This is a genomic window from Thermoanaerobacterium xylanolyticum LX-11, assembly GCF_000189775.2.
GTDB lineage: Bacteria > Bacillota > Thermoanaerobacteria > Thermoanaerobacterales > Thermoanaerobacteraceae > Thermoanaerobacterium > Thermoanaerobacterium thermosulfurigenes.
Genome location: NC_015555.1, coordinates 2475340 through 2494644, shown reverse-complemented (window position 1 = coordinate 2494644; position 19305 = coordinate 2475340). Strand labels below are relative to the sequence as shown.

Here is a 19305-nt window from a genome sequence, read left to right as displayed (position 1 = left end):
ACTCACATATCAACCATAGGAAAAGTCCATTAGTAATGATTCAAAAATTCATTAGCATTTAGCTCAAATTTCTATTGACATTCACAATATAAGCGAAATTTCACTTTTATAAGGCATTATGAGGTTTTGCAAATACCTAAAATACATCTCTTTGTTTATTGCTGAGGATTTTTGCTATTTTATGAAATTAATTAATGATATTTTTAATAATAATGGAGCATTCCTGTAATAAAAAAATATAAGATTTGAAATAAAAAGTACCTCCTGATAAAATACAAGATGTCGATTGTTCATGAACACGACTCTCAAAATAACAAGGAGGTACCTAATATGAAGTATAACCAAAATTTAAAGATATTGCAAATAACAGAAAAGACATTAATTGTAGGTGTAGACATTGCTAAAGAGACACATCACGCTAGAGCTTTTGATTTTAGAGGAATAGAATACGGTAAGCGTATTGAATTTAGCAATGACATTGATGGAATGGAAAAATTCTTTAAATGGGCTGTAGAAATTATGAATAAAAGCAACAAAGAGCATTTGATGGTTGGTATGGAACCAACGGGACATTATTGGCTTTGCTTTGCACAGTTTCTTAGAGATAAGAACCATAAGGTGGTATTGGTAAATCCATTCCACGTAAAAAGAAGTAAAGAATTTGATGACAACTCGCCAACTAAAAATGACAGGAAAGACCCTAAGACAATTGCAATGCTAGTTAAAGATGGAAGATATGTTGAACCTAATATACCTGATGGTATATACAGCGAGCTTAGAATTGCAGTAGACATAAGGGAAATGCTTACAAAGGACTTAAACAAGATAAAAAACCGGGTTGCAAGATGGCTTGATATATATTTCCCTGAGTTTAATAAAGTTTTTGCAGATTGGGAAGGGAAATAACATTAAAGGAATTTCCAACGCCTGTAAAGATAATAGGTATTAGAGCTGAGGAAATACTTGCAGCTTGGAAGAAAGAAGTTAATCGTGCTGTAGGTATAAAGAGGGCTTTAAAGCTTATAGAAGCTGCGAGTCAAAGTGTTGGTAAAAGAGATGGCATTGAAATGGCAGAGATAGAGATAAAAATTATACTTGAACAGTACGAAATGATAGTAAAGCAGATTAAAGAAATAGAAAGCAAAATAGAAGAGCTTTTTATGCAAGTACCTGATGCTAGTGAAATGCTAGGTATAAGAGGTGTAGGAGTAATAACAGCAGCAACATTTATTGCTGAAGTTGGCGATATAACAAGATATGAGCATCCAAAGCAAATCCAGAAGTTTGCGGGTTACAATCTGGTTGAGAATAGTTCAGGGCAGCATAAAGGGCAAACCACCATAAGCAAAAGAGGAAGAAGGAGACTAAGAAGTGCTTTATACAAAATGATGATGCCCATACTTGCAAACAACAAAGAATTTCAGGAATTACACAAATACTACACCACAAGAAAAGAAAACCCGCTAAAAAAGAAACAGTCCATAATAGTTTTATGCTGCAAGTTAATCAGAGTATTTTTTGCCATACTGAAAAAAGGAGTAAAATACGACGGAAATAAGATGTTAAGAGACATAAAAAGACCAGAGATTAGGAATGCTGCATAAATTGCACCGCCGTGGTGATGATACACCGCAGTCACTCGTCAGTCAAGGGCAAGGACCACGTCTCAGCTTTGCTGCGTTTCACTTCACAAAGCTAACCCTTGACAGCCTCGCTCCTGCGATGGTTTGAATAATTAAGCGGTGCCAAAAATAAGACAAATAAAGTTAAAAACTCAATTTAAAAATTCGAAGATTGACAAAGAGAGCCGGAATTGTCAGGTTGGTAATTTCACCATAAGGGCATAAGACCCAGCAATGGAGCATAACTGACATCCACCTCATGTAAGGCAGAACGAAGGAATTAAGGACAAAGATCCTGTGAGACATGGGAGGGTATGCCACATGAGCTTAAGTGGAAACCATAGGCCAAAATATGGAAAAACAATAGAAGCTTATTTAGGTTACCTACCACATGTAAAATTCATGAATAAATAGCATTGATATACATGAGGGCTTCTTTGAAGATTGTGAGAATCTGAGAATGAGTGAGATATTGAAAGAAAATCAAAGATTATAGAGGGAGGTAATTACTTCTAAAGTTTATGATGTGCCTTCATTAGGCAAAAGAGAATTTTCTCCTAATACAATTAAGACGTGGCTTTACTGCTACAGAAAATATGGATTTGAAGGTCTATACCCTAAAAGTAGATGTGACAAAGGTGCTTCAAGAGTTTTAACTGATGATGTTAAAACCTATATTAAAAATCTAAAACTCGATAATCCAAGAAGATCAGCTAAGTCAATCTATCATGAACTTTTAGCTAAAAAGTTTATCGAGCTTGATAAGGTATCTTTATCCACAATTCAAAGATATCTTCGCAAAAGTAAAATATCTACATCAGCATTAAACATAAAAGACAGGAGAGCCTTTGAAATGGAGCATCCTAATGACTGCTGGCAATCTGATATATCTATGGGTCCATACTTAATTATAAACGATAAGAAAATCAAGACGTACCTTATTGCTTTTCTGGATGATTCATCAAGGTTAATAACACATGCAGAATTTTATGATACAGATAATGTAATATCACTTATTGATGCATTTAAAAAAGCTGTTTCAAAAAGAGGTGTTCCTAAAAAACTATTTGTTGATAACGGCAAGGTATTCCAAAGCGAACAATTGCATTTAATATGTGCCTCATTAGGAACGTCTTTATGTTATGCTGAACCGTATTCGCCAGAATCGAAAGGAAAAATTGAAAGGTTTTTCAGAACATTAAAAGACCAATGGATGTATGGATTTGATTGGCAGAAAATATCTTCTATAGACGAATTGAATGATAACTTGAATAAATATATTGAAGGAATATATCATCAAACAGTACATTCATCAACAAATATGAAGCCCATAGAGAAATTTATTAAATATACTGACACGATGAAATTCATAAATTCTAAGGAAGAGCTTGATAACATATTTCTGTATAGAGTCAAAAGACATGTAATTAAAGATGCCACAATATCAATAGAAAAAATTAAATTTGAAGTACCAATGCAATATATCGGTGATTATGTAAATATACGATATTATCCAAAATCACTTGATAAAGCATATATTTTCAGCGAAGACGGCAAACTCTTACAAACAATACATCCCGTAAACAAAATTGATAATTCTAAGATAAGAAGAAAAGAAATAGACTTTTCTCTGTAAATAGAAAGAAGGAAAAATGATGTTTAATGTATATTATGGATTAACATTTAATCCATTTTCTAAAGACTGTGATGTAAAATATCACTACAAATCACAAGATTATATACAAGCAATGAGCAGATTAGAATTTTTAAAAGATAAAAAGGGATTTGGGTTAATAACAGGAGATCCTGGATCTGGTAAGTCATATACACTAAAAAGCTTTGTAAATTCTTTAAATCCTAATATGTACAAGGTTGTATACATACCGATATCAATACTTACAGTTATGGATTTTTACAGGTATTTATCCGACGGCTTAGGATTAATGCCAAAGCATAGAAAATGTGATATGTTTCGCCAGATACAGGATGTAATATTAAGTTATCATTCAAAGAACATAACTCCTGTTATCATTGTTGATGAGGCCCAGTTCATAAGCAACTCGATCCTTGACGATTTACGCATTATATTTAATTTTGACATGGATACAAAAAATTATGCATTGCTTATATTATCAGGACAGACACAATTAATTATACAGTTGAATAGACAAGCACATGAAGCATTAAGGCAGCGAATAGTCTTAAACTATTCATTTAAAGGTTTAAACAAAGATGAAACAAAAGAATATATAACAACCAGATTAAAATGTGCAGGCTGCAATGAAACAATATTTACTGATGACGCAATTGAATTAATATATTCAAGTACAAATGGATATTTAAGAAAAATTAATTTACTTGTAGAAATGTCAATGATTTTAGGAGCTAAAGAAAGTCAAAAAACTATAAATGGTGAGCTAGTATTTAGAGCTCAGAGCGATATAAATATTACAGAATAATTGTATATATGAGTGTATCTTCTTCTCCGGAGGGGATAGGGAAATGCAGGGGTGCAACCTGAGCACTTCGGAGAGGGTTGGTGCCATAAAATAACTTTCTCCCGGTTCAATCCGGGGGAGAAGATACATTCAAAATGGCATTTACCCAAAAAGCGTAAAACCCAAAAATAAATATACTTACAGCTATATGTATATGATTCTAGAATAATATGATCTTGTAGATTGTATAATGTGAATTTTTAAGTAAAAACAATGTTTAGTGATTGTTTAATCTTTATACTTTTTTATGATAAATCAGCTTATTTAATCTCAATTTTTCAGGATGGGATATCTTGCTGTTTAACAGTATGTATTATTTGATGACTTTATTTCCTGCTATAATTAAGATATAACCACGAGTGATTTCGGAAACTAATTTCCAACGTTATACTATGGCATAAATTAAAAACATAAATTAAAAATTAGATTCTAAATAAATTTTAGGACAGATAACAAAACTTCAGATTTATTTCCCAATACGAAGAAACACACAGCCCATTAAAATCAAAACACTAGCTACACATAAGATAATAATCATAGGTATTTTAGGTATTTTATAAATAGTAAAATTCACAAAAATGCTAATAGCATATATAGCCAAACCACATTTAATTAATACATCTGACACTTTCATTGCAATTCCACCCTTCATTTCATTTTTGGATAACTCGTTATAATGCCCCCATCTGTCAAGACAATTTTTTTAAAAACCTAAGTTAGATTTTTGCACATCCTTTATTTTGATAATTTTATATAAAATGTAAGTTAGATACATGAACTGAAGTTATTTAAGTGTTTAACCTTATTACGATGAGTGCATACCATGTTAGACAGCTATGTCAAGCATCAACATTTTGGTGTTTCACAATGTTGTCTACTACTGATGCATCAAGGCATGGAATGAGAAGCTCACCACAGGGAACATGTGATAAATGTGGCAGACTTAACCAGCTTGCACAAGAATATTAGATTTGCTATAGTAATATTCAGCAGGCGTTCTATTGCCTAACGACTGGTGTGGTTTCTTGTTATTGTAACATTCAATATATTCTTGTGTTATTTTTCTTAGCTGATGCCCAGTTTCACAGTCTTCCAGGTAAAGCTTCTCCCACTTATAGCTTCTGAAAAATCGTTCTATACAGCGATTGTCCAATGCTTTGCCTTTACTATCCATAGATATTTTTATGCTATTTTCTTTCAGTAAGTTTATGTAGTCTTCACATGTAAACTGTGAACCTTGGTCACTGTTTATGATTTCTGGTGCTCCATGCTGCTTTATTTACTAAGATTTGGTCCAGGGCAGAATCCGTGTATGCCAATTTCTCGCATATAACGGCGAGTCCTTTTACAGTTGATAAGAATTCCATAATCTCTCCTTAGTATAGTTGTCATTCTGCGATAGCCATATTCGGGATGGGCTGTATAGACTTCATCAATGATACGCTTAATCATGTATTCTTCATCGCTTGTTGGCACAGGTTTGTAATAAAGACTTGTACGATTAATACCCAAGAACTCAGCCTGCCTGCTAATACTAAGCTTTTTATCACCCATATCAATCATCTTCATGCGTTCTTCACGAGATTTAGAATTGACCAGATTTTTTTAAGCCAGACATTCTCATAAGAGAGCTGCCCTATTTGTTTTAATAATTCCTCCTTCTCCTTTTCATATATTTTTTTGACCTTTTCTAACTCGTCGGTTTCTTTGGCAAATACCTTTGCTGCATTATTGACAAATTCTGCTTTCCAGCGGCTAATCATATTCGGATGTATTTCATATTCAGCAGCTATTTCATTAAGCGTTTTTTCTTCTCGTAATACCTCTAATACAATTCTTGCTTTTTGTTCTGGTGTAAAATTTCTTCTCTTATTCATAACTATATTCTAACTTATTTTTGACTTTTTGTCTGTCTAGTTTTCTGGTATCATTATAGTAAAGCAATTTTAACAAAAGAGGTGAACTTACTTGTTATATTCGACAAGTATGTTTATTTTCCTTCAAGGAATTAATAAAATTTCAACCAGCAACAAGACTTGAAATGATTTTGTCGCAGCTTGATTTTTTATACTATTAAGTAGAGATTAAGTAGAGGAAAATACGATTAAAATTTGGCGTAACTTTCATTTGACAAATACATAGAAAAATACGGCACATTTATTTAGCATCCAGATCATACACCTTATTAAATGCCTCAATGCCAACTTTTTTATGTGTTGCACAAATTACAATGCTATCTTCAAAGTACTCATTCAGTATTTTGGTGAAGAGCGTGTCAGTTTGTTTATCTAAAGATGCCGTTATTTCATCAAATAAAACAATTGGTGCCTTATTAACAATAGCTCTTGCTATCAATATTTTCTGCTTTTCTCCTCCCGAAAACTTCGCTCCGAAATCTCCCGGCGTTTTGTTTAATAAATCCTCCTCATTAGTTACCAAAGAATTCAAATTTAATTTCTTAACTAATTTTTTTACTTCTTCTATAGGATAACTTTCCTTTGGATAAATCATATTTTCATAGATTGAACGGTCAAAGAGATTAGCAGACTGAGAATAATAACGTATTTCGTTAAAATCTAGATTACTTTTCTTATTCCAGATTATTTCACCTTGGTAATCAGTCAAAAGACCTGCTATTAATTTAAGTAATGTTGATTTTCCAGAACCATTCTTCCCTATAATTGCAATCTTATCTTTATTGTTGATGCTTATATTAATATTTTTAATAACAGGTTTATTATTATAAGAAAAAGACAGATTTACCAATTGAATGCAAGGTGCTTTATCATCTGATATTTCTTTAAAATTACGTAAACTTGTTTTGTCAGTTTTTCCATACTCCAGCATTTCTAAAGCGACTTTGATTCTATCCTTGTATTCAAGTAGCGACAAGAATGCCTTTCCAAAGCTACTTAGATTAAAAGCTGAGTAAATTAGTATTAAAAGAAACGATATATCAGCTACAAAATTTCTTTTGAAATATGCTTCTATAATTAACAGCATAAGAGTTATCACTGTCAAAATGACCTGTTGTAATAGATGCGAATTATCAATTTTCTTTTGAAGATTATAATATGATGCTTTTTCATCATCAAGCAATTTATCATAAATCGAATTTTCTAGACCAAAAGATTTATTTGTAATAATAGTATCAATATTTTTATAATAATCTATTGTATATGCGTTAATTTTTGAACTTGACTTTAATACTTCTTTTATGCCCTTTTTATTCTCTTTTGACAGTAAACATGACACAAGAAAAAATATTAAATAAGATACAGCATACGAAGCAGACAAAATTGTGCTTGTAACTATATAATATAATTGTGTAAATAATGATCATTACAATAGATTTTATGATAACTTGTATGATTTCATACTGTATATTACGTACTGAGCGCGATACTTCTGATATCAAATTTTGTATATTTCCAACTTCTTTATTAATAAAATACAAATAATTCTTTTCTTTATTTCGTTCCCAAATTAATTGTTTCGTATATTTTCTAATGCATTGTAGGAAATAATTATTTGGATAGTTCATCATCGACGTTGACATAAAGGTTACAAATGTCAACAATAAATATATATAATTTAGTTTATATTTACCTTCAACTGTGGATTCATATATCCGTGGCAAAAAATAAGGCTGTAAGGAAAATAGTGAATAGTACAATAACATGACCATGCAATAAAGCAGTATCTTAATAATTCCAATTTTTTTAAACAAATCTTTTATATATATATTTAGTACATTCATTTTTTTATCATATGACACTTGCCATCATATCCTTTCTGTAATTTTCCGTATTTTAGAAAGACACTGCAGATTATTGATTTTGCCAATTGAGTGACCAATTTACTATTTATTCCTTTAAATTTAACTCTATGTCCTGATTTAACTCATATTTCTTGAGTTCTTCCAAGTTCTTCGCAGGACTGCTTAATGTCTGTATAATGGGGTTAAATCCCTCAGCTTAAGCTGAAACCTTTAGGTCAACGAATAAAAATAAATAATCACTTCTAGTAAAAAATAAACTAGAGGTGATAAATATGCAAAATTATAGAAAGTCGTCACATGCTACATATGATCTAAAATATCATATAGTATGGATAACAAAATATAGAAAACCGGTATTGGTTGGGAAAATAGCTGAAAGGACAAGAGAACTAATAAGAATGGTATGCAAAAATAATGAAGTAGAAATATTATCAGGACATGTATCAAAAGATCATATACATATACTAGTGTCGGCACCACCACATTTGTCAGTAAGTAAGCTAGTGCAATATATAAAAGGATATAGTTCGAGAAAGCTGCTAATGGAGAATAAGGAGCTTAACAAACAATTTTGGGGACAACATTTATGGGCACGAGGATATTTTGCAGCAAGTAGTGGCAATGTAACAGATGAAGTGATAATAGAGTATATACAAAATCAAGACATAGAAGAAAATCAAAAGAATGATAATTTTACTTTAGGCGAGTTTTAAGCTGCTTAAGCGGCATATCCAACCCACCTGCTTTAGCAGGTGGTGGTTGAGTTTAAATATATATTCTCCACAAGTTGCGAATATATCATCATCTACCAGTCAAAACCCCGAAGTATCTGAGCTTATGACATGACTTGTTCCCAGATCAGTTTCAAATAAAATGTCACCATTTATATTTATACCCCATATATATAACCTTGATGATTGCGAATTCTCATCAAATTTAGTTCCGATGCTAATAATATGGTCATTCTTTAAAGAAATAGTGCCAAAGAAAAATGCTCCGTCAAGCTTAATGGTATTCAATATTTTCCCATTATAATTAACTTGGTTAATAACTCCACCCGAAGCAAACCATAATGAATCATTTGAAATATTTAGGGATGTCCTAACTCTAGCATTACATTTGACTTCCCAAACAAACTCACCTGTAAACTTATCAAATGCCGCAATTCCGCAAAAACCTTTTAGTATAATTACAAGGTTTCTCCAAACCAATGATGTTCCATACCCACCATTAATTACGCTATTTTCCCAAATCTTCTCTCCAGTAAAAACGTTGTATTTAATTATCCCGTATACTCTCTTAACTTCTGAATAGTATACAACATAGCCAACATTAGGTTCATCAGAATCAAAAAATGGAACTTTTACTAATCCGGGAATCTTCATATTCCAGTCATTTTCAACATCTATATTAATATTTGTATTTTTATTGCAAACTAAATAAGAGCGAAACATTCTAATATACTTCCTTTCAATTTAATATTATATTGTACTTAAATATGGACAAAACACGAATTAATTTAGAGTCATGTTTTCATTATAGGCACCAATACATATTAGATATTAATAAAAAAGGATGGAATTATATCGGCAATAGTTGGATACAGAGCTCCAACTGACCGAAAAAAAATCCATTCCTTATATATAAGGGTATACAAAAATACGTGAAATATCAGTAATTTTTTACAATATCAAATAAAATGCGTCATAAGACTTGCCGGTCTAAAATGCGTCAAAACTAACATATATTTGCTTTATATTCTTATATGAATTAATTAAATGTAAATGCAAAACTTTTTTTGTTTACATGCAAATTCTTCTGGATACCTTGCTTATTGAACATTATTTCTTCAAAATACATATTCTCAGTGAAAGAAAACTCTATCTTATCCTTATAATGATAAGGACGTTCGCCTTCAATTGTAGCTGTAATATGAAAATCAATATTAACATTCCCGGATATATTTTTCCCAATCGGTGTAATTATTTCTGCCAATTCGCCAACATTCCACCTGCCCTTTAAATGATGCTCATACTTTTTTTCCAATCCCTCATATTCATACTTGACGATAATATCGAAAGAAGTAAACGCATTCTGTTTCTCGTCAATAATGTAACCTTTGGGAATGTAATATCCAATCATCAACTTTACACTTGTATTGCCATTTTCATCAACAATTTTTTCGACTTCTTTTGTCGGTGGTGACAATCTGGTTGCCTTATCCAATGAACAGTTAACGGTCCATACATTAAATATTTCATCATAAGGGAGTCTTTCAAGTCCGCCATATTCACCTCCCCATGCCTTCTGCCAAGGATCTACAATATCAAACATTTCTTCTTCATCATCATAACCAACAATCATGACTGCATGTGATTCTCTATCTAGTTTATAACCCTGCTCATAGTTTACGCAAGGATAATCAGCAGCAGAATGCAACCTGATCAATACCGGAATTCCTTCAGCTATTGATTGCTTTACACTTTCAATTGTTCTAAGTGACCACGGTTCGTATCCGATGACCGGTGCCAATCCACTGGCTTTAAATTTTTCATCGCTAGTAGAAAAATTCAACACATTAATATTATTCATCTAAATCCCTCCCTCTATAATCTTTGATTTTCTTTTAATATCTCACTCATTCTCAGATTCTCACAATCTTCAAAGAAGCCCTCATGTATATCAATGCTATTTATTCATGAATTTTACATGTGGTAGGTAACCTAAATAAGCTTCTATTGTTTTTCCATATTTTGGCCTATGGTTTCCACTTAAGCTCATGTGGCATACCCTCCCATGTCTCACAGGATCTTTGTCCTTAATTCCTTCGTTCTGCCTTACATGAGGTGGATGTCAGTTATGCTCCATTGCTGGGTCTTATGCCCTTATGGTGAAATTACCAACCTGACAATTCCGGCTCTCTTTGTCAATCTTCGAATTTTTAAATTGAGTTTTTAACTTTATTTGTCTTATTTTTGGCACCGCTTAATTATTCAAACCATCGCAGGAGCGAGGCTGTCAAGGGTTAGCTTTGTGAAGTGAAACGCAGCAAAGCTGAGACGTGGTCCTTGCCCTTGACTGACGAGTGACTGCGGTGTATCATCACCACGGCGGTGCAATTTATGCAGCATTCCTAATCTCTGGTCTTTTTATGTCTCTTAACATCTTATTTCCGTCGTATTTTACTCCTTTTTTCAGTATGGCAAAAAATACTCTGATCAACTTGCAGCATAAAACTATTATGGACTGTTTCTTTTTTAGCGGGTTTTCTTTTCTTGTGGTGTAGTATTTGTGTAATTCCTGAAATTCTTTGTTGTTTGCAAGTATGGGCATCATCATTTTGTATAAAGCACTTCTTAGTCTCCTTCTTCCTCTTTTGCTTATGGTGGTTTGCCCTTTATGCTGCCCTGAACTATTCTCAACCAGATTGTAACCAGCAAACTTCTGGATTTGCTTTGGATGCTCATATCTTGTTATATCGCCAACTTCAGCAATAAATGTTGCTGCTGTTATTACTCCTACACCTCTTATACCTAGCATTTCACTAGCATCAGGTACTTGCATAAAAAGCTCTTCTATTTTGCTTTCTATTTCTTTAATCTGCTTTACTATCATTTCGTACTGTTCAAGTATAATTTTTATCTCTATCTCTGCCATTTCAATGCCATCTCTTTTACCAACACTTTGACTCGCAGCTTCTATAAGCTTTAAAGCCCTCTTTATACCTACAGCACGATTAACTTCTTTCTTCCAAGCTGCAAGTATTTCCTCAGCTCTAATACCTATTATCTTTACAGGCGTTGGAAATTCCTTTAATGTTATTTCCCTTCCCAATCTGCAAAAACTTTATTAAACTCAGGGAAATATATATCAAGCCATCTTGCAACCCGGTTTTTTATCTTGTTTAAGTCCTTTGTAAGCATTTCCCTTATGTCTACTGCAATTCTAAGCTCGCTGTATATACCATCAGGTATATTAGGTTCAACATATCTTCCATCTTTAACTAGCATTGCAATTGTCTTAGGGTCTTTCCTGTCATTTTTAGTTGGCGAGTTGTCATCAAATTCTTTACTTCTTTTTACGTGGAATGGATTTACCAATACCACCTTATGGTTCTTATCTCTAAGAAACTGTGCAAAGCAAAGCCAATAATGTCCCGTTGGTTCCATACCAACCATCAAATGCTCTTTGTTGCTTTTATTCATAATTTCTACAGCCCATTTAAAGAATTTTTCCATTCCATCAATGTCATTGCTAAATTCAATACGCTTACCGTATTCTATTCCTCTAAAATCAAAAGCTCTAGCGTGATGTGTCTCTTTAGCAATGTCTACACCTACAATTAATGTCTTTTCTTAGTGTATAATTTTAGTAGGCGGTAAAAAATAGAAAAAGGAAGGCATCCAAAAGATACCTTCCACTTACATGAATCATCCGCTATAATGTTTAAATAGAAAAAACAAAAAAGCGTTATAGAGGTGATTACATGTTCAAATTAAGTTTAAACGAAAATGAAATAAATTTCAAGGATTTAGAAGTAAAAATTTACAAATTAGTCTGCGAAGAAGCTTGCAAAATAATAGCTCAAATCCTTATGGAAATAGATGATATGTTACTAGAAAAAAGGGACAAAAAAGAATATAGGTGTAAAGGTAAAAAGCATACAAACATAAAGACAATTATGGGCACTGTTGAATTTGATAAAAGAATTTATGAACATATAAATAGTGAAGGAAAAAAAGAATATGTTTATCTTTTAGATGAGTATTTAAAAATGGATACAATAGGGCATATATCAAAAAAATTGATGGTAGAATATAAATAGTACAAGTTGAATTGAGAAAGTTCCGCACAAGTATTACAATAAATATAGAAAGAATGGGGGAACTTCTCATGGCAAAACAACATGATCAACAATTTAAGGAGGAAGCTGTCGAGTATTACTTTGACCATAAGGATTTAGGACTTCGAGGGTGTGCAGAAAACCTTGGCGTAGGTTATAGCACTCTTAGCAAGTGGGTTAGGATTTATAGCACCAATAACGGAACAATCCCAACTCGTGGTTCTGGCAACTATGCTTCTGACGTAGAAAAAGAAAATGCTAGGCTACAGAGAGAATTACGCGATGCAAAGGATGCACTTGATGTACTAAAAAAAGCCATCAGCATTCTGGGAAAATGACAGAGGCGATTTATCTTGAAGTCTATCGCAAGTGTGAAGCTTCCAAAGGGAAACGCCGCGTTTCTGTCAGCGGAATGCTGCGCTATTTAGGCGTTTCCAGGTCCGGTTATAACTCTTGGTTAAAGCGCAAACCATCAAAACAGCAGCTAAGGAAAGAATCTGTCCAGGACAAAATTCGTGAAATCCATGCAAAGTCTCATGATATTTACGGAGCTCCAAAAATTACAAAGGAACTACATAAAGCTGGGGAGGTCATCTCAGAAAGAACTGTAGGTAAATATATGAAGGAAATAGGCTTAAAAGCAAGGTATATCAAGCCTTATACAGTTACAACACGTAACTCAAACTTCAGTAGTTCTCTTGAGAACATTTTACAGCAACAGTTCAATCCGGACTCTCCCAATGCAGTCTGGTGTACTGATATAACATATATCTGGACTGTAGATGGATTTGTATACCTGACCAGTATCATGGATTATATTCACGGAAAATTATAGCGTGGACACTTTCCAAAACACTAGAGGTATCATGTGTTTTAGATACCATAAATAAAGCAAAGGCAACTAGAAAGTTAACTAACCCACTAGTTATCCACAGTGATCGTGGAAGTCAGTATGTATCGAAGGAATACCAGAAAGCTGCATCAAAAAACACTCAGTTACTCGAAGAAGGGGTGTCCTTGGGATAACGCCTGCATAGAGTCCTTTCATTCACTAATTAAACGTGAATGGCTAAATCTATATAAAATCAGAGATTATGATCATGCTAGAAAGCTAGTGTTTGAATATATTGAGACCTTTTATAACACTGTGCGAACTCATAGCCACTGCGACTATAAATCGCCAGATCAGTATGAAGCACAATACTTGAAGAAGGCAATAAAACTAATTGGGTAAGTAATAAATATGCATAAAGATATTCTCTGCTTGAAATTCATAATTTAATACGTACGAAAATACTAAGGAATAACTTGCTCATTTTAATTTGTACTTTTTCTTGACATAGTACCAGAGAAAAATTAGCAGAGATAAAAGAAGAAATAAAATTATCAGCAGCGGATGTAAACAAAAAGCAGAAAAAAGCAAAGACATATCACATGCAAAGAGGCGGTATGCCGTTTGAAGGTTGTGCAATGACAAATAGTCGAAAAGCAATAAGAGAAATACTCAGATACAAATGTTTAAGTGAATTAAAAGTCATATAAAAGGTGTAATATGAAGATAAAAATGGAGTAAAAATAGTTGCATGAAAATTCACAACATATTAAACATTATGCGGATAAAATTTAAAGAAAAAAATTTGCCAACAACTACTTGACACAAACAAGTGCAAGCAATTTATTTGTTTTTTTCTAATATTTGGATTATAATTATAATTAGATAAGGGAAAAAGGAGGTGTTAGCATGAAATCCAATGTAGGCAGTGTTGACAAAATAGTCAGATATGTAATCGGAATAATTCTTTTACTCTTGTTATTTATCTTAAAAGGCAATGCCAGATACTGGGGACTCCTTGGACTAATACCTATACTTACGGCTGCGTTTGGTTTTTGCCCGCTGTACAGAATTTTTGGCATAAGCACAGCAAAGAAAGAAGACAAGTCAGAGAAGAAAAACTAATATGCTGTATAGAATTGAGAGTGAGCGCAATACTCACCCTCAATTTTTTATAAATTTACCAAAAAGGTGATACAATGGATAAAATCCGTTTAGAACGATTTGATTCTTATGGATATGCTCGCTATATATGCACATCATGTTATCACTGCGAAAGCAAAATGGGTATAAGTTATTGCAGCATTAAGATGAGAGGATGCTGTTCGTATTTTCCGAAGTTTGAGCTTGTTGATATTCATAGAATGGTAAAATCAACTGAAGGCCTTAATGTGCTAAACAGGATAATTGATAATCCAGGAACAGTAGTGTATAGTTATTACATTCACGCAAAAGGGTATTTTGACAAGGAAGGATATGAAAAGTATATAAAGACAAACGATGATGATATTGGAATAAAAGACAAGACGATATTTTTTAGAGCTTGTCCTTTTGTGAAAAGCGGTTTTGGCTGCACACTTCCACCAGTTTACCGCAATTATGTTTGTAATTTTTTCATCTGTGACGAAGTTATGAGCAAGGTGACCGATGATATAGTTAAAGGACAATATATAAGAGAAAGGGAAAGATTTGTAAAATGGGCTGAATGGGAGAATAGATCACTTGAAGCAATTTTATCTGAGCGCCATATAAATTTGAGAAACAACTTTGAGGAATGTATAAAGGTTTTGCAAGATGTGCCTCTTACAATTTTCGAATTTGCACAATTAAAAGAGCTTAGTGTATTTGACACAGACGAAAAAGAAGCGTGATAAACGATAAGAAAAAGGTATGCTTGACTTTAGCATACCTTTTTTGGTGAATATTAGAAGCAGCTAAATGAAAACAAATATATAGCAAACAACTAAAACTGCCATAGATATGGGAATCCCTATTTTGGCCCACTCTTTGCTTTTTATTTCCAGCTTTCCTGCAGATATAATATTTGGTATATTTCCGGGTATCAACATGCCCCCGCTTATTAAAAGTCCCATCAGAATAGCGCGGATGTGCTCGGGATCCATTGCAGGGCTTATTTCCGCTGCTGCTAATGTGGCATTGTCTAATACTGCTGAAATCATATTTACCCAGTATAAAAGTCGAACGTTCATGTGCATTACATAGTTGTCAACCAACGGCTTAAATCCGGCACTTAAAAGTTCTAAAGCTAATAAAAATATGAAGATTTTTATTGAGCGGATGACGATAAACTTAATATTTTCTATTTGTCTAATTTCCATTTCTTCTTCTTTAAAATATTCTTCCTCTTGCTTTGGTTTCGCATTATCTGCAAATCTATTTACGTAAAAGGCGCCTAAAATACCCATTACAAAAATTGCAGGTACGATGTAAATGCCAATCGTTCTTAGAAGGTAGAAGAAGTCTTTTTTTAAAGCAGAGATTACCAATGTGGATAAAGGCTCTCCTACAGGTGTCAATGCTGCCCCTAAGCCAATCGAAAGGCATGCGATTACAGTGATGACGACTTTGTCTTTGTGATGTATTGGCAAGATGTGAACTATTTCAACTAAAACTAATGAAGCAACAATCGCAGTTATAATACTTGATGTAAGTCCTAATACGACTATTAACATAAAAACAAAAATTTTAAGCGATATGTGATTTAAAATTGATTTTACAAATTCTTTGATTTTGATTTTAAAAATTTCAAATAAAAGTCCGCTGATAAAAACGGCAGCCGTTATAATGTACAAAAGATGGTTTTTTAATATATGTGATAAAAGATCAAGTGACATTGCACCTGATACGGTAACTGCGATGATGCCCATGACAAATAGAAAATATTCAATATTATCTTCTATTGCCTTTACAAAAAAAGGCACTGTTAGTATTATTAATAGTATTGCAAACAAAATAGCGTTAATCATGTAAATCACCTTTCTTTATTTTTATACATGTAACAAAAATAAAAAGGCAGAAAACTCATCATGACGATGAGCTTCCCACCCTAGAAGCCAAAAATCTTGAAGCAAGAAAATCTTGCTCAACCGAAAAAAACAATTATTAAACTAAACTGAATTGTATCACAAAAATTGTTTTAAATCAATACTAAGCGATGTTCCTTTTAGTTTTATACTTTCGACTTTTTATATCAAAATTATAAATTTTACTTGGAAATTTTGGAGGATTTTTGATGGTTTTGTAGAATATATAAGGTAAAAGTGTAAGAGTATGTATTAGAAGGGGGTGGATTGATGAACAATATATTTACATATACGGGGAATCCTTTTGTGGATGCTGGTATAACCGCCATGTTGGTATGGCTTGACAAGGGAAAACCGGAAGAGATAGAGGATTATGAGGTAAGAAGTTTATTTGCAGAGTTAACAGATTTATATGTTCAAAAAAGTTGGAACAAGATAATGTATTCTATTTTCCCAAATAGTAAATTGACAAATCCAAGTGTTAAAGACAAAAAAGGCGAATATGATAAGCTTCTTAATGAGTTATTATCTGAAGTTTTGGTCTTAGGGAATAGTGGAAATTGTATTGCTTGTGGAAAAAGAGATTCAAAGAGGCATTTTACAAAAACTCAAGTGCCTTTAACAGGGACGAGCGATTTTATGAATTTCTTTTCTTACGGTAAGGGTGGAGCTGATTATTGTTCTGCTTGTGCTTTAGCTATTCAATTTTCTCCGCTTATCTTTTATAAATGTGGCAATTTAGTATGTGTTCAATCGAATAATAAAGAAGCAGAGAGAATTTATGCTAAGAAATGCAAATCATTTATTGATATTCAAAAAGCTACAAAGAATTACACTGGATGTAATGACGAAGGATACACAAATCCTGTAAATGCTTTATTTCATTTGGTTACAGACATTATACTAACCTATGATAGAAGAGAGTGGTATAAGGAAAATACCAATATAAGACTATATTATTTTACTAATTTTAATCAACCACCACTTGATAACTTATCAATATATGATATGCCGGATGAGATATTTAAATTTTTGGCTTATGCTCTTCAGCATGAAGAGAAAGATAATTGGAAGAAAGTCATAAAGAGAGGATACTTTACAACAAAAAAGGTTAATTTAGATGAGGAAGATGAGTATAAAAATTTACACAATGATGTTTATGAAAGGCTTTTAAGAGGACAGTCAATTTTAAGGTATTTTGTGGATGTTAATGAGAGGAAAACTTTAATAAAGTGGGGCTTTCTTGAATATTACATGAAGGAAGTGAGAAAAATGGAAGCTAAAAGATTAGACACAATAAAAAAAGTTGCTGATGATATTGCTAATGTCATAAAAATTAGAGGGAATATTAAAAGACTTATCCAACTTGAGAATGCAAAGAATTATGGTGAATTCAGAAATGTTTTGCGGTTAATAATTAAAGAACGTATAAGTGCTGGATTTGAGAAGCCTTTATTTTCCATTGATGAATACGAAAAGTATCTTTTCCCTGAGGGAAATTTATCTTGGAGAGAAACGCAAGATCTCATAATTTTTAGGCTTTATGAACAACTACATGATTGGTTAATTAATAATGATAAGGAAATAAAAGAGGATTTAGTTGAAGAAGATGAGACTATAAGCAAAGATGAAGATATTGAAATGATTTAAATGAGGAGGAATTGGTTTATGAATAATGTAAATGGCTTTATGCTAATAGATGCTCCGGCTTCAGCATTGAATAATGCGGGACCAGATATTGGAGCCAAGACAGAAAATACAATCGCTGTAAAGAAAATAAGAAGAGGTAAAGGTGAATATGTATACGTTTCGGGACAAGCTTTTAGATTTTGGATGAGAAGTTCATTAGAAAATGTTTTTGGTTGGGAATTATCGCCTATTGAAAGGGAAGCAAAAATAGCCTTTACAGCAGCCGATCCTTTCAAATACCCGGATGATGATGTGTTTGGATATATGCGGGCAATAGGGAAAAAATCAGGTATAACTTTGACAAGAATATCACCTTTTAAGTGTTCGCCATTGATTTCTGTTACACCTGTTAATATTGTGAATGATTTTGGCGTCATGGCTAGACATGAGGGCGATCCTGTTCCGTATGAACATGAGTTTTATTCAACTGTATTAAAAGGAATTTTTTCTCTTGATTTAGACTCTGTAGGCAGATTTAGCAGTGAAAATAAAACTGGTTATATGAATATAACAGAGGCTTATAAAAAAGAGTGGGAAGAATATAATTGTTTTGTTGAAGAGCATGGAAAGATTGTGACGTTACCACTGGAAGTAAGGGCTAAAAGAGCAAGCGATTTAATAGGAGTGCTGCCTTATATATTTGGTGGAGCTAAGCAAACTTCACATCTGACAGATGTTTCTCCAAAATTTTTAGTTTTGGCTATCCTAAATTGCGGAAATAACATATTCATGAATATTGCCGTTGATGACAAAGGAGAAGCTGCCATAAATGTAAAAGCTTTAAAAGAGGTTATCGTGGATTATAGGGAAAATATTATTTCTGATGTTTATATTGGGAAAAGAGAAGGATTTATGGATGAGTACAATGAAGATTTGAAACGAATGGTTAATGAACTGAATGATACGTTATTAAAAAATATTAAAGTACATCTTTTAACAGTAAATGAGGCGGTGTCAAAATTTCAGCAAGTGGTTAGTGGTTTTTATAAGAGGTGA

General features: G+C 32.8%; 15 protein-coding genes, 4 pseudogenes and 1 other annotated feature. Of the genes and pseudogenes, 13 read left to right on the top strand and 6 right to left on the bottom strand.

Annotation, left to right across the window (positions count from 1 at the left end; translation table 11 throughout):
* Window positions 1–330 precede the first annotated feature (330 nt).
* The 3 genes and pseudogenes from THEXY_RS11940 (at window position 331) to THEXY_RS11930 (ending at window position 4081) form a co-directional block, all read left to right on the top strand.
* Window positions 331–1604: pseudogene (locus THEXY_RS11940) on the top strand (IS110 family RNA-guided transposase).
* Between the two features lie 517 nt (window positions 1605–2121).
* A pseudogene (locus THEXY_RS11935) lies at window positions 2122–3258 on the top strand (DDE-type integrase/transposase/recombinase); the annotation flags it as partial.
* 19 nt (window positions 3259–3277) lie between these two features.
* Window positions 3278–4081 (top strand): ExeA family protein, encoded by an 804-nt coding sequence (locus THEXY_RS11930; RefSeq protein ID WP_013789088.1) that lies wholly within the window; start codon window positions 3278–3280, stop codon window positions 4079–4081.
* A 982-nt stretch (window positions 4082–5063) separates the two neighbouring features.
* On the opposite strand, the pseudogene THEXY_RS12470 reads toward THEXY_RS11930, so the two are convergent.
* Together THEXY_RS12470 and THEXY_RS11920 are read right to left on the bottom strand one after the other, a co-directional pair.
* Window positions 5064–5997, bottom strand: a pseudogene (locus THEXY_RS12470) (integrase core domain-containing protein).
* Window positions 5998–6277: 280 nt separating this feature from the next.
* A complete protein-coding gene (locus THEXY_RS11920) occupies window positions 6278–7417 on the bottom strand; it encodes an ATP-binding cassette domain-containing protein (protein WP_041592150.1) in 1140 nt (379 codons plus the stop codon).
* A 756-nt stretch (window positions 7418–8173) separates the two neighbouring features.
* Here THEXY_RS11920 and tnpA point away from each other — a divergent pair.
* Entirely contained in the window at window positions 8174–8614 is a 441-nt protein-coding gene (gene tnpA / locus THEXY_RS11915; RefSeq protein ID WP_013786953.1) for an IS200/IS605 family transposase, read from the top strand.
* Between the two features lie 99 nt (window positions 8615–8713).
* On the opposite strand, the gene THEXY_RS11910 is transcribed toward tnpA, so the two are convergent.
* The 3 genes and pseudogenes from THEXY_RS11910 to THEXY_RS11900 all read right to left on the bottom strand — a co-directional run bounded on the left by THEXY_RS11910 (window position 8714) and on the right by THEXY_RS11900 (window position 12244).
* Window positions 8714–9355, bottom strand: coding sequence for a PQQ-binding-like beta-propeller repeat protein (locus THEXY_RS11910; protein WP_013789084.1), 642 nt, complete (start codon window positions 9353–9355; stop codon window positions 8714–8716).
* 316 nt (window positions 9356–9671) lie between these two features.
* Entirely contained in the window at window positions 9672–10493 is an 822-nt protein-coding gene (locus tag THEXY_RS11905) for a C39 family peptidase (protein ID WP_013789083.1), read from the bottom strand.
* 528 nt (window positions 10494–11021) lie between these two features.
* A pseudogene (locus tag THEXY_RS11900) lies at window positions 11022–12244 on the bottom strand (IS110 family RNA-guided transposase).
* 143 nt (window positions 12245–12387) lie between these two features.
* Between THEXY_RS11900 and THEXY_RS11895 the strand changes: the two are divergent.
* The 7 genes from THEXY_RS11895 (at window position 12388) to THEXY_RS11875 (ending at window position 15447) form a co-directional block, all read left to right on the top strand.
* The gene (locus THEXY_RS11895; protein ID WP_013789082.1) at window positions 12388–12726 is read left to right on the top strand and encodes a UPF0236 family transposase-like protein; all 339 of its coding nucleotides are present in this window, start codon (window positions 12388–12390) and stop codon (window positions 12724–12726) included.
* 68 nt (window positions 12727–12794) lie between these two features.
* Complete coding sequence (locus THEXY_RS11890; protein WP_013789081.1) at window positions 12795–13082, top strand: transposase; 288 nt, start codon at window positions 12795–12797, stop codon at window positions 13080–13082.
* Window positions 13079–13579, top strand: coding sequence for an IS3 family transposase (locus THEXY_RS13075; protein ID WP_230197602.1), 501 nt, complete (start codon window positions 13079–13081; stop codon window positions 13577–13579). Before THEXY_RS11890 ends, THEXY_RS13075 begins: the two co-directional genes overlap by 4 nt.
* Window positions 13510–13770, top strand: a complete 261-nt coding sequence (locus tag THEXY_RS13070; protein ID WP_432416179.1) for a DDE-type integrase/transposase/recombinase — start codon at window positions 13510–13512, stop codon at window positions 13768–13770. Before THEXY_RS13075 ends, THEXY_RS13070 begins: the two co-directional genes overlap by 70 nt.
* The gene (locus tag THEXY_RS13065; protein WP_432416172.1) at window positions 13697–13978 is read left to right on the top strand and encodes an integrase core domain-containing protein; all 282 of its coding nucleotides are present in this window, start codon (window positions 13697–13699) and stop codon (window positions 13976–13978) included. Before THEXY_RS13070 ends, THEXY_RS13065 begins: the two co-directional genes overlap by 74 nt.
* Window positions 13979–14485: 507 nt before the next feature.
* Window positions 14486–14701 carry a YgaP family membrane protein gene (locus THEXY_RS11880; RefSeq protein ID WP_013789080.1) on the top strand — a complete coding sequence of 72 codons (216 nt, stop codon included), beginning with the start codon at window positions 14486–14488 and terminating at the stop codon, window positions 14699–14701.
* Between the two features lie 74 nt (window positions 14702–14775).
* The gene (locus THEXY_RS11875; RefSeq protein ID WP_013789079.1) at window positions 14776–15447 is read left to right on the top strand and encodes a hypothetical protein; all 672 of its coding nucleotides are present in this window, start codon (window positions 14776–14778) and stop codon (window positions 15445–15447) included.
* Window positions 15448–15510: 63 nt separating this feature from the next.
* Here THEXY_RS11875 and THEXY_RS11870 read toward each other — a convergent pair whose 3' ends face one another.
* The gene (locus tag THEXY_RS11870; protein WP_013789078.1) at window positions 15511–16563 is read right to left on the bottom strand and encodes a DUF1646 family protein; all 1053 of its coding nucleotides are present in this window, start codon (window positions 16561–16563) and stop codon (window positions 15511–15513) included.
* Window positions 16564–16632: 69 nt separating this feature from the next.
* Window positions 16633–16685: a sequence feature (sodium ion sensor (DUF1646 type); this cis-regulatory element may regulate processes involved in with the transportation of sodium ions), on the bottom strand.
* A 205-nt stretch (window positions 16686–16890) separates the two neighbouring features.
* Between THEXY_RS11870 and cas8a1 the strand changes: the two genes are divergently transcribed.
* Window positions 16891–18270, top strand: a complete 1380-nt coding sequence (gene cas8a1, locus THEXY_RS11865; protein WP_013789077.1) for a type I-B CRISPR-associated protein Cas8b1/Cst1 — start codon at window positions 16891–16893, stop codon at window positions 18268–18270.
* An 18-nt stretch (window positions 18271–18288) separates the two neighbouring features.
* Complete coding sequence (gene cas7i / locus THEXY_RS11860) at window positions 18289–19305, top strand: type I-B CRISPR-associated protein Cas7/Cst2/DevR (protein ID WP_013789076.1); 1017 nt, start codon at window positions 18289–18291, stop codon at window positions 19303–19305.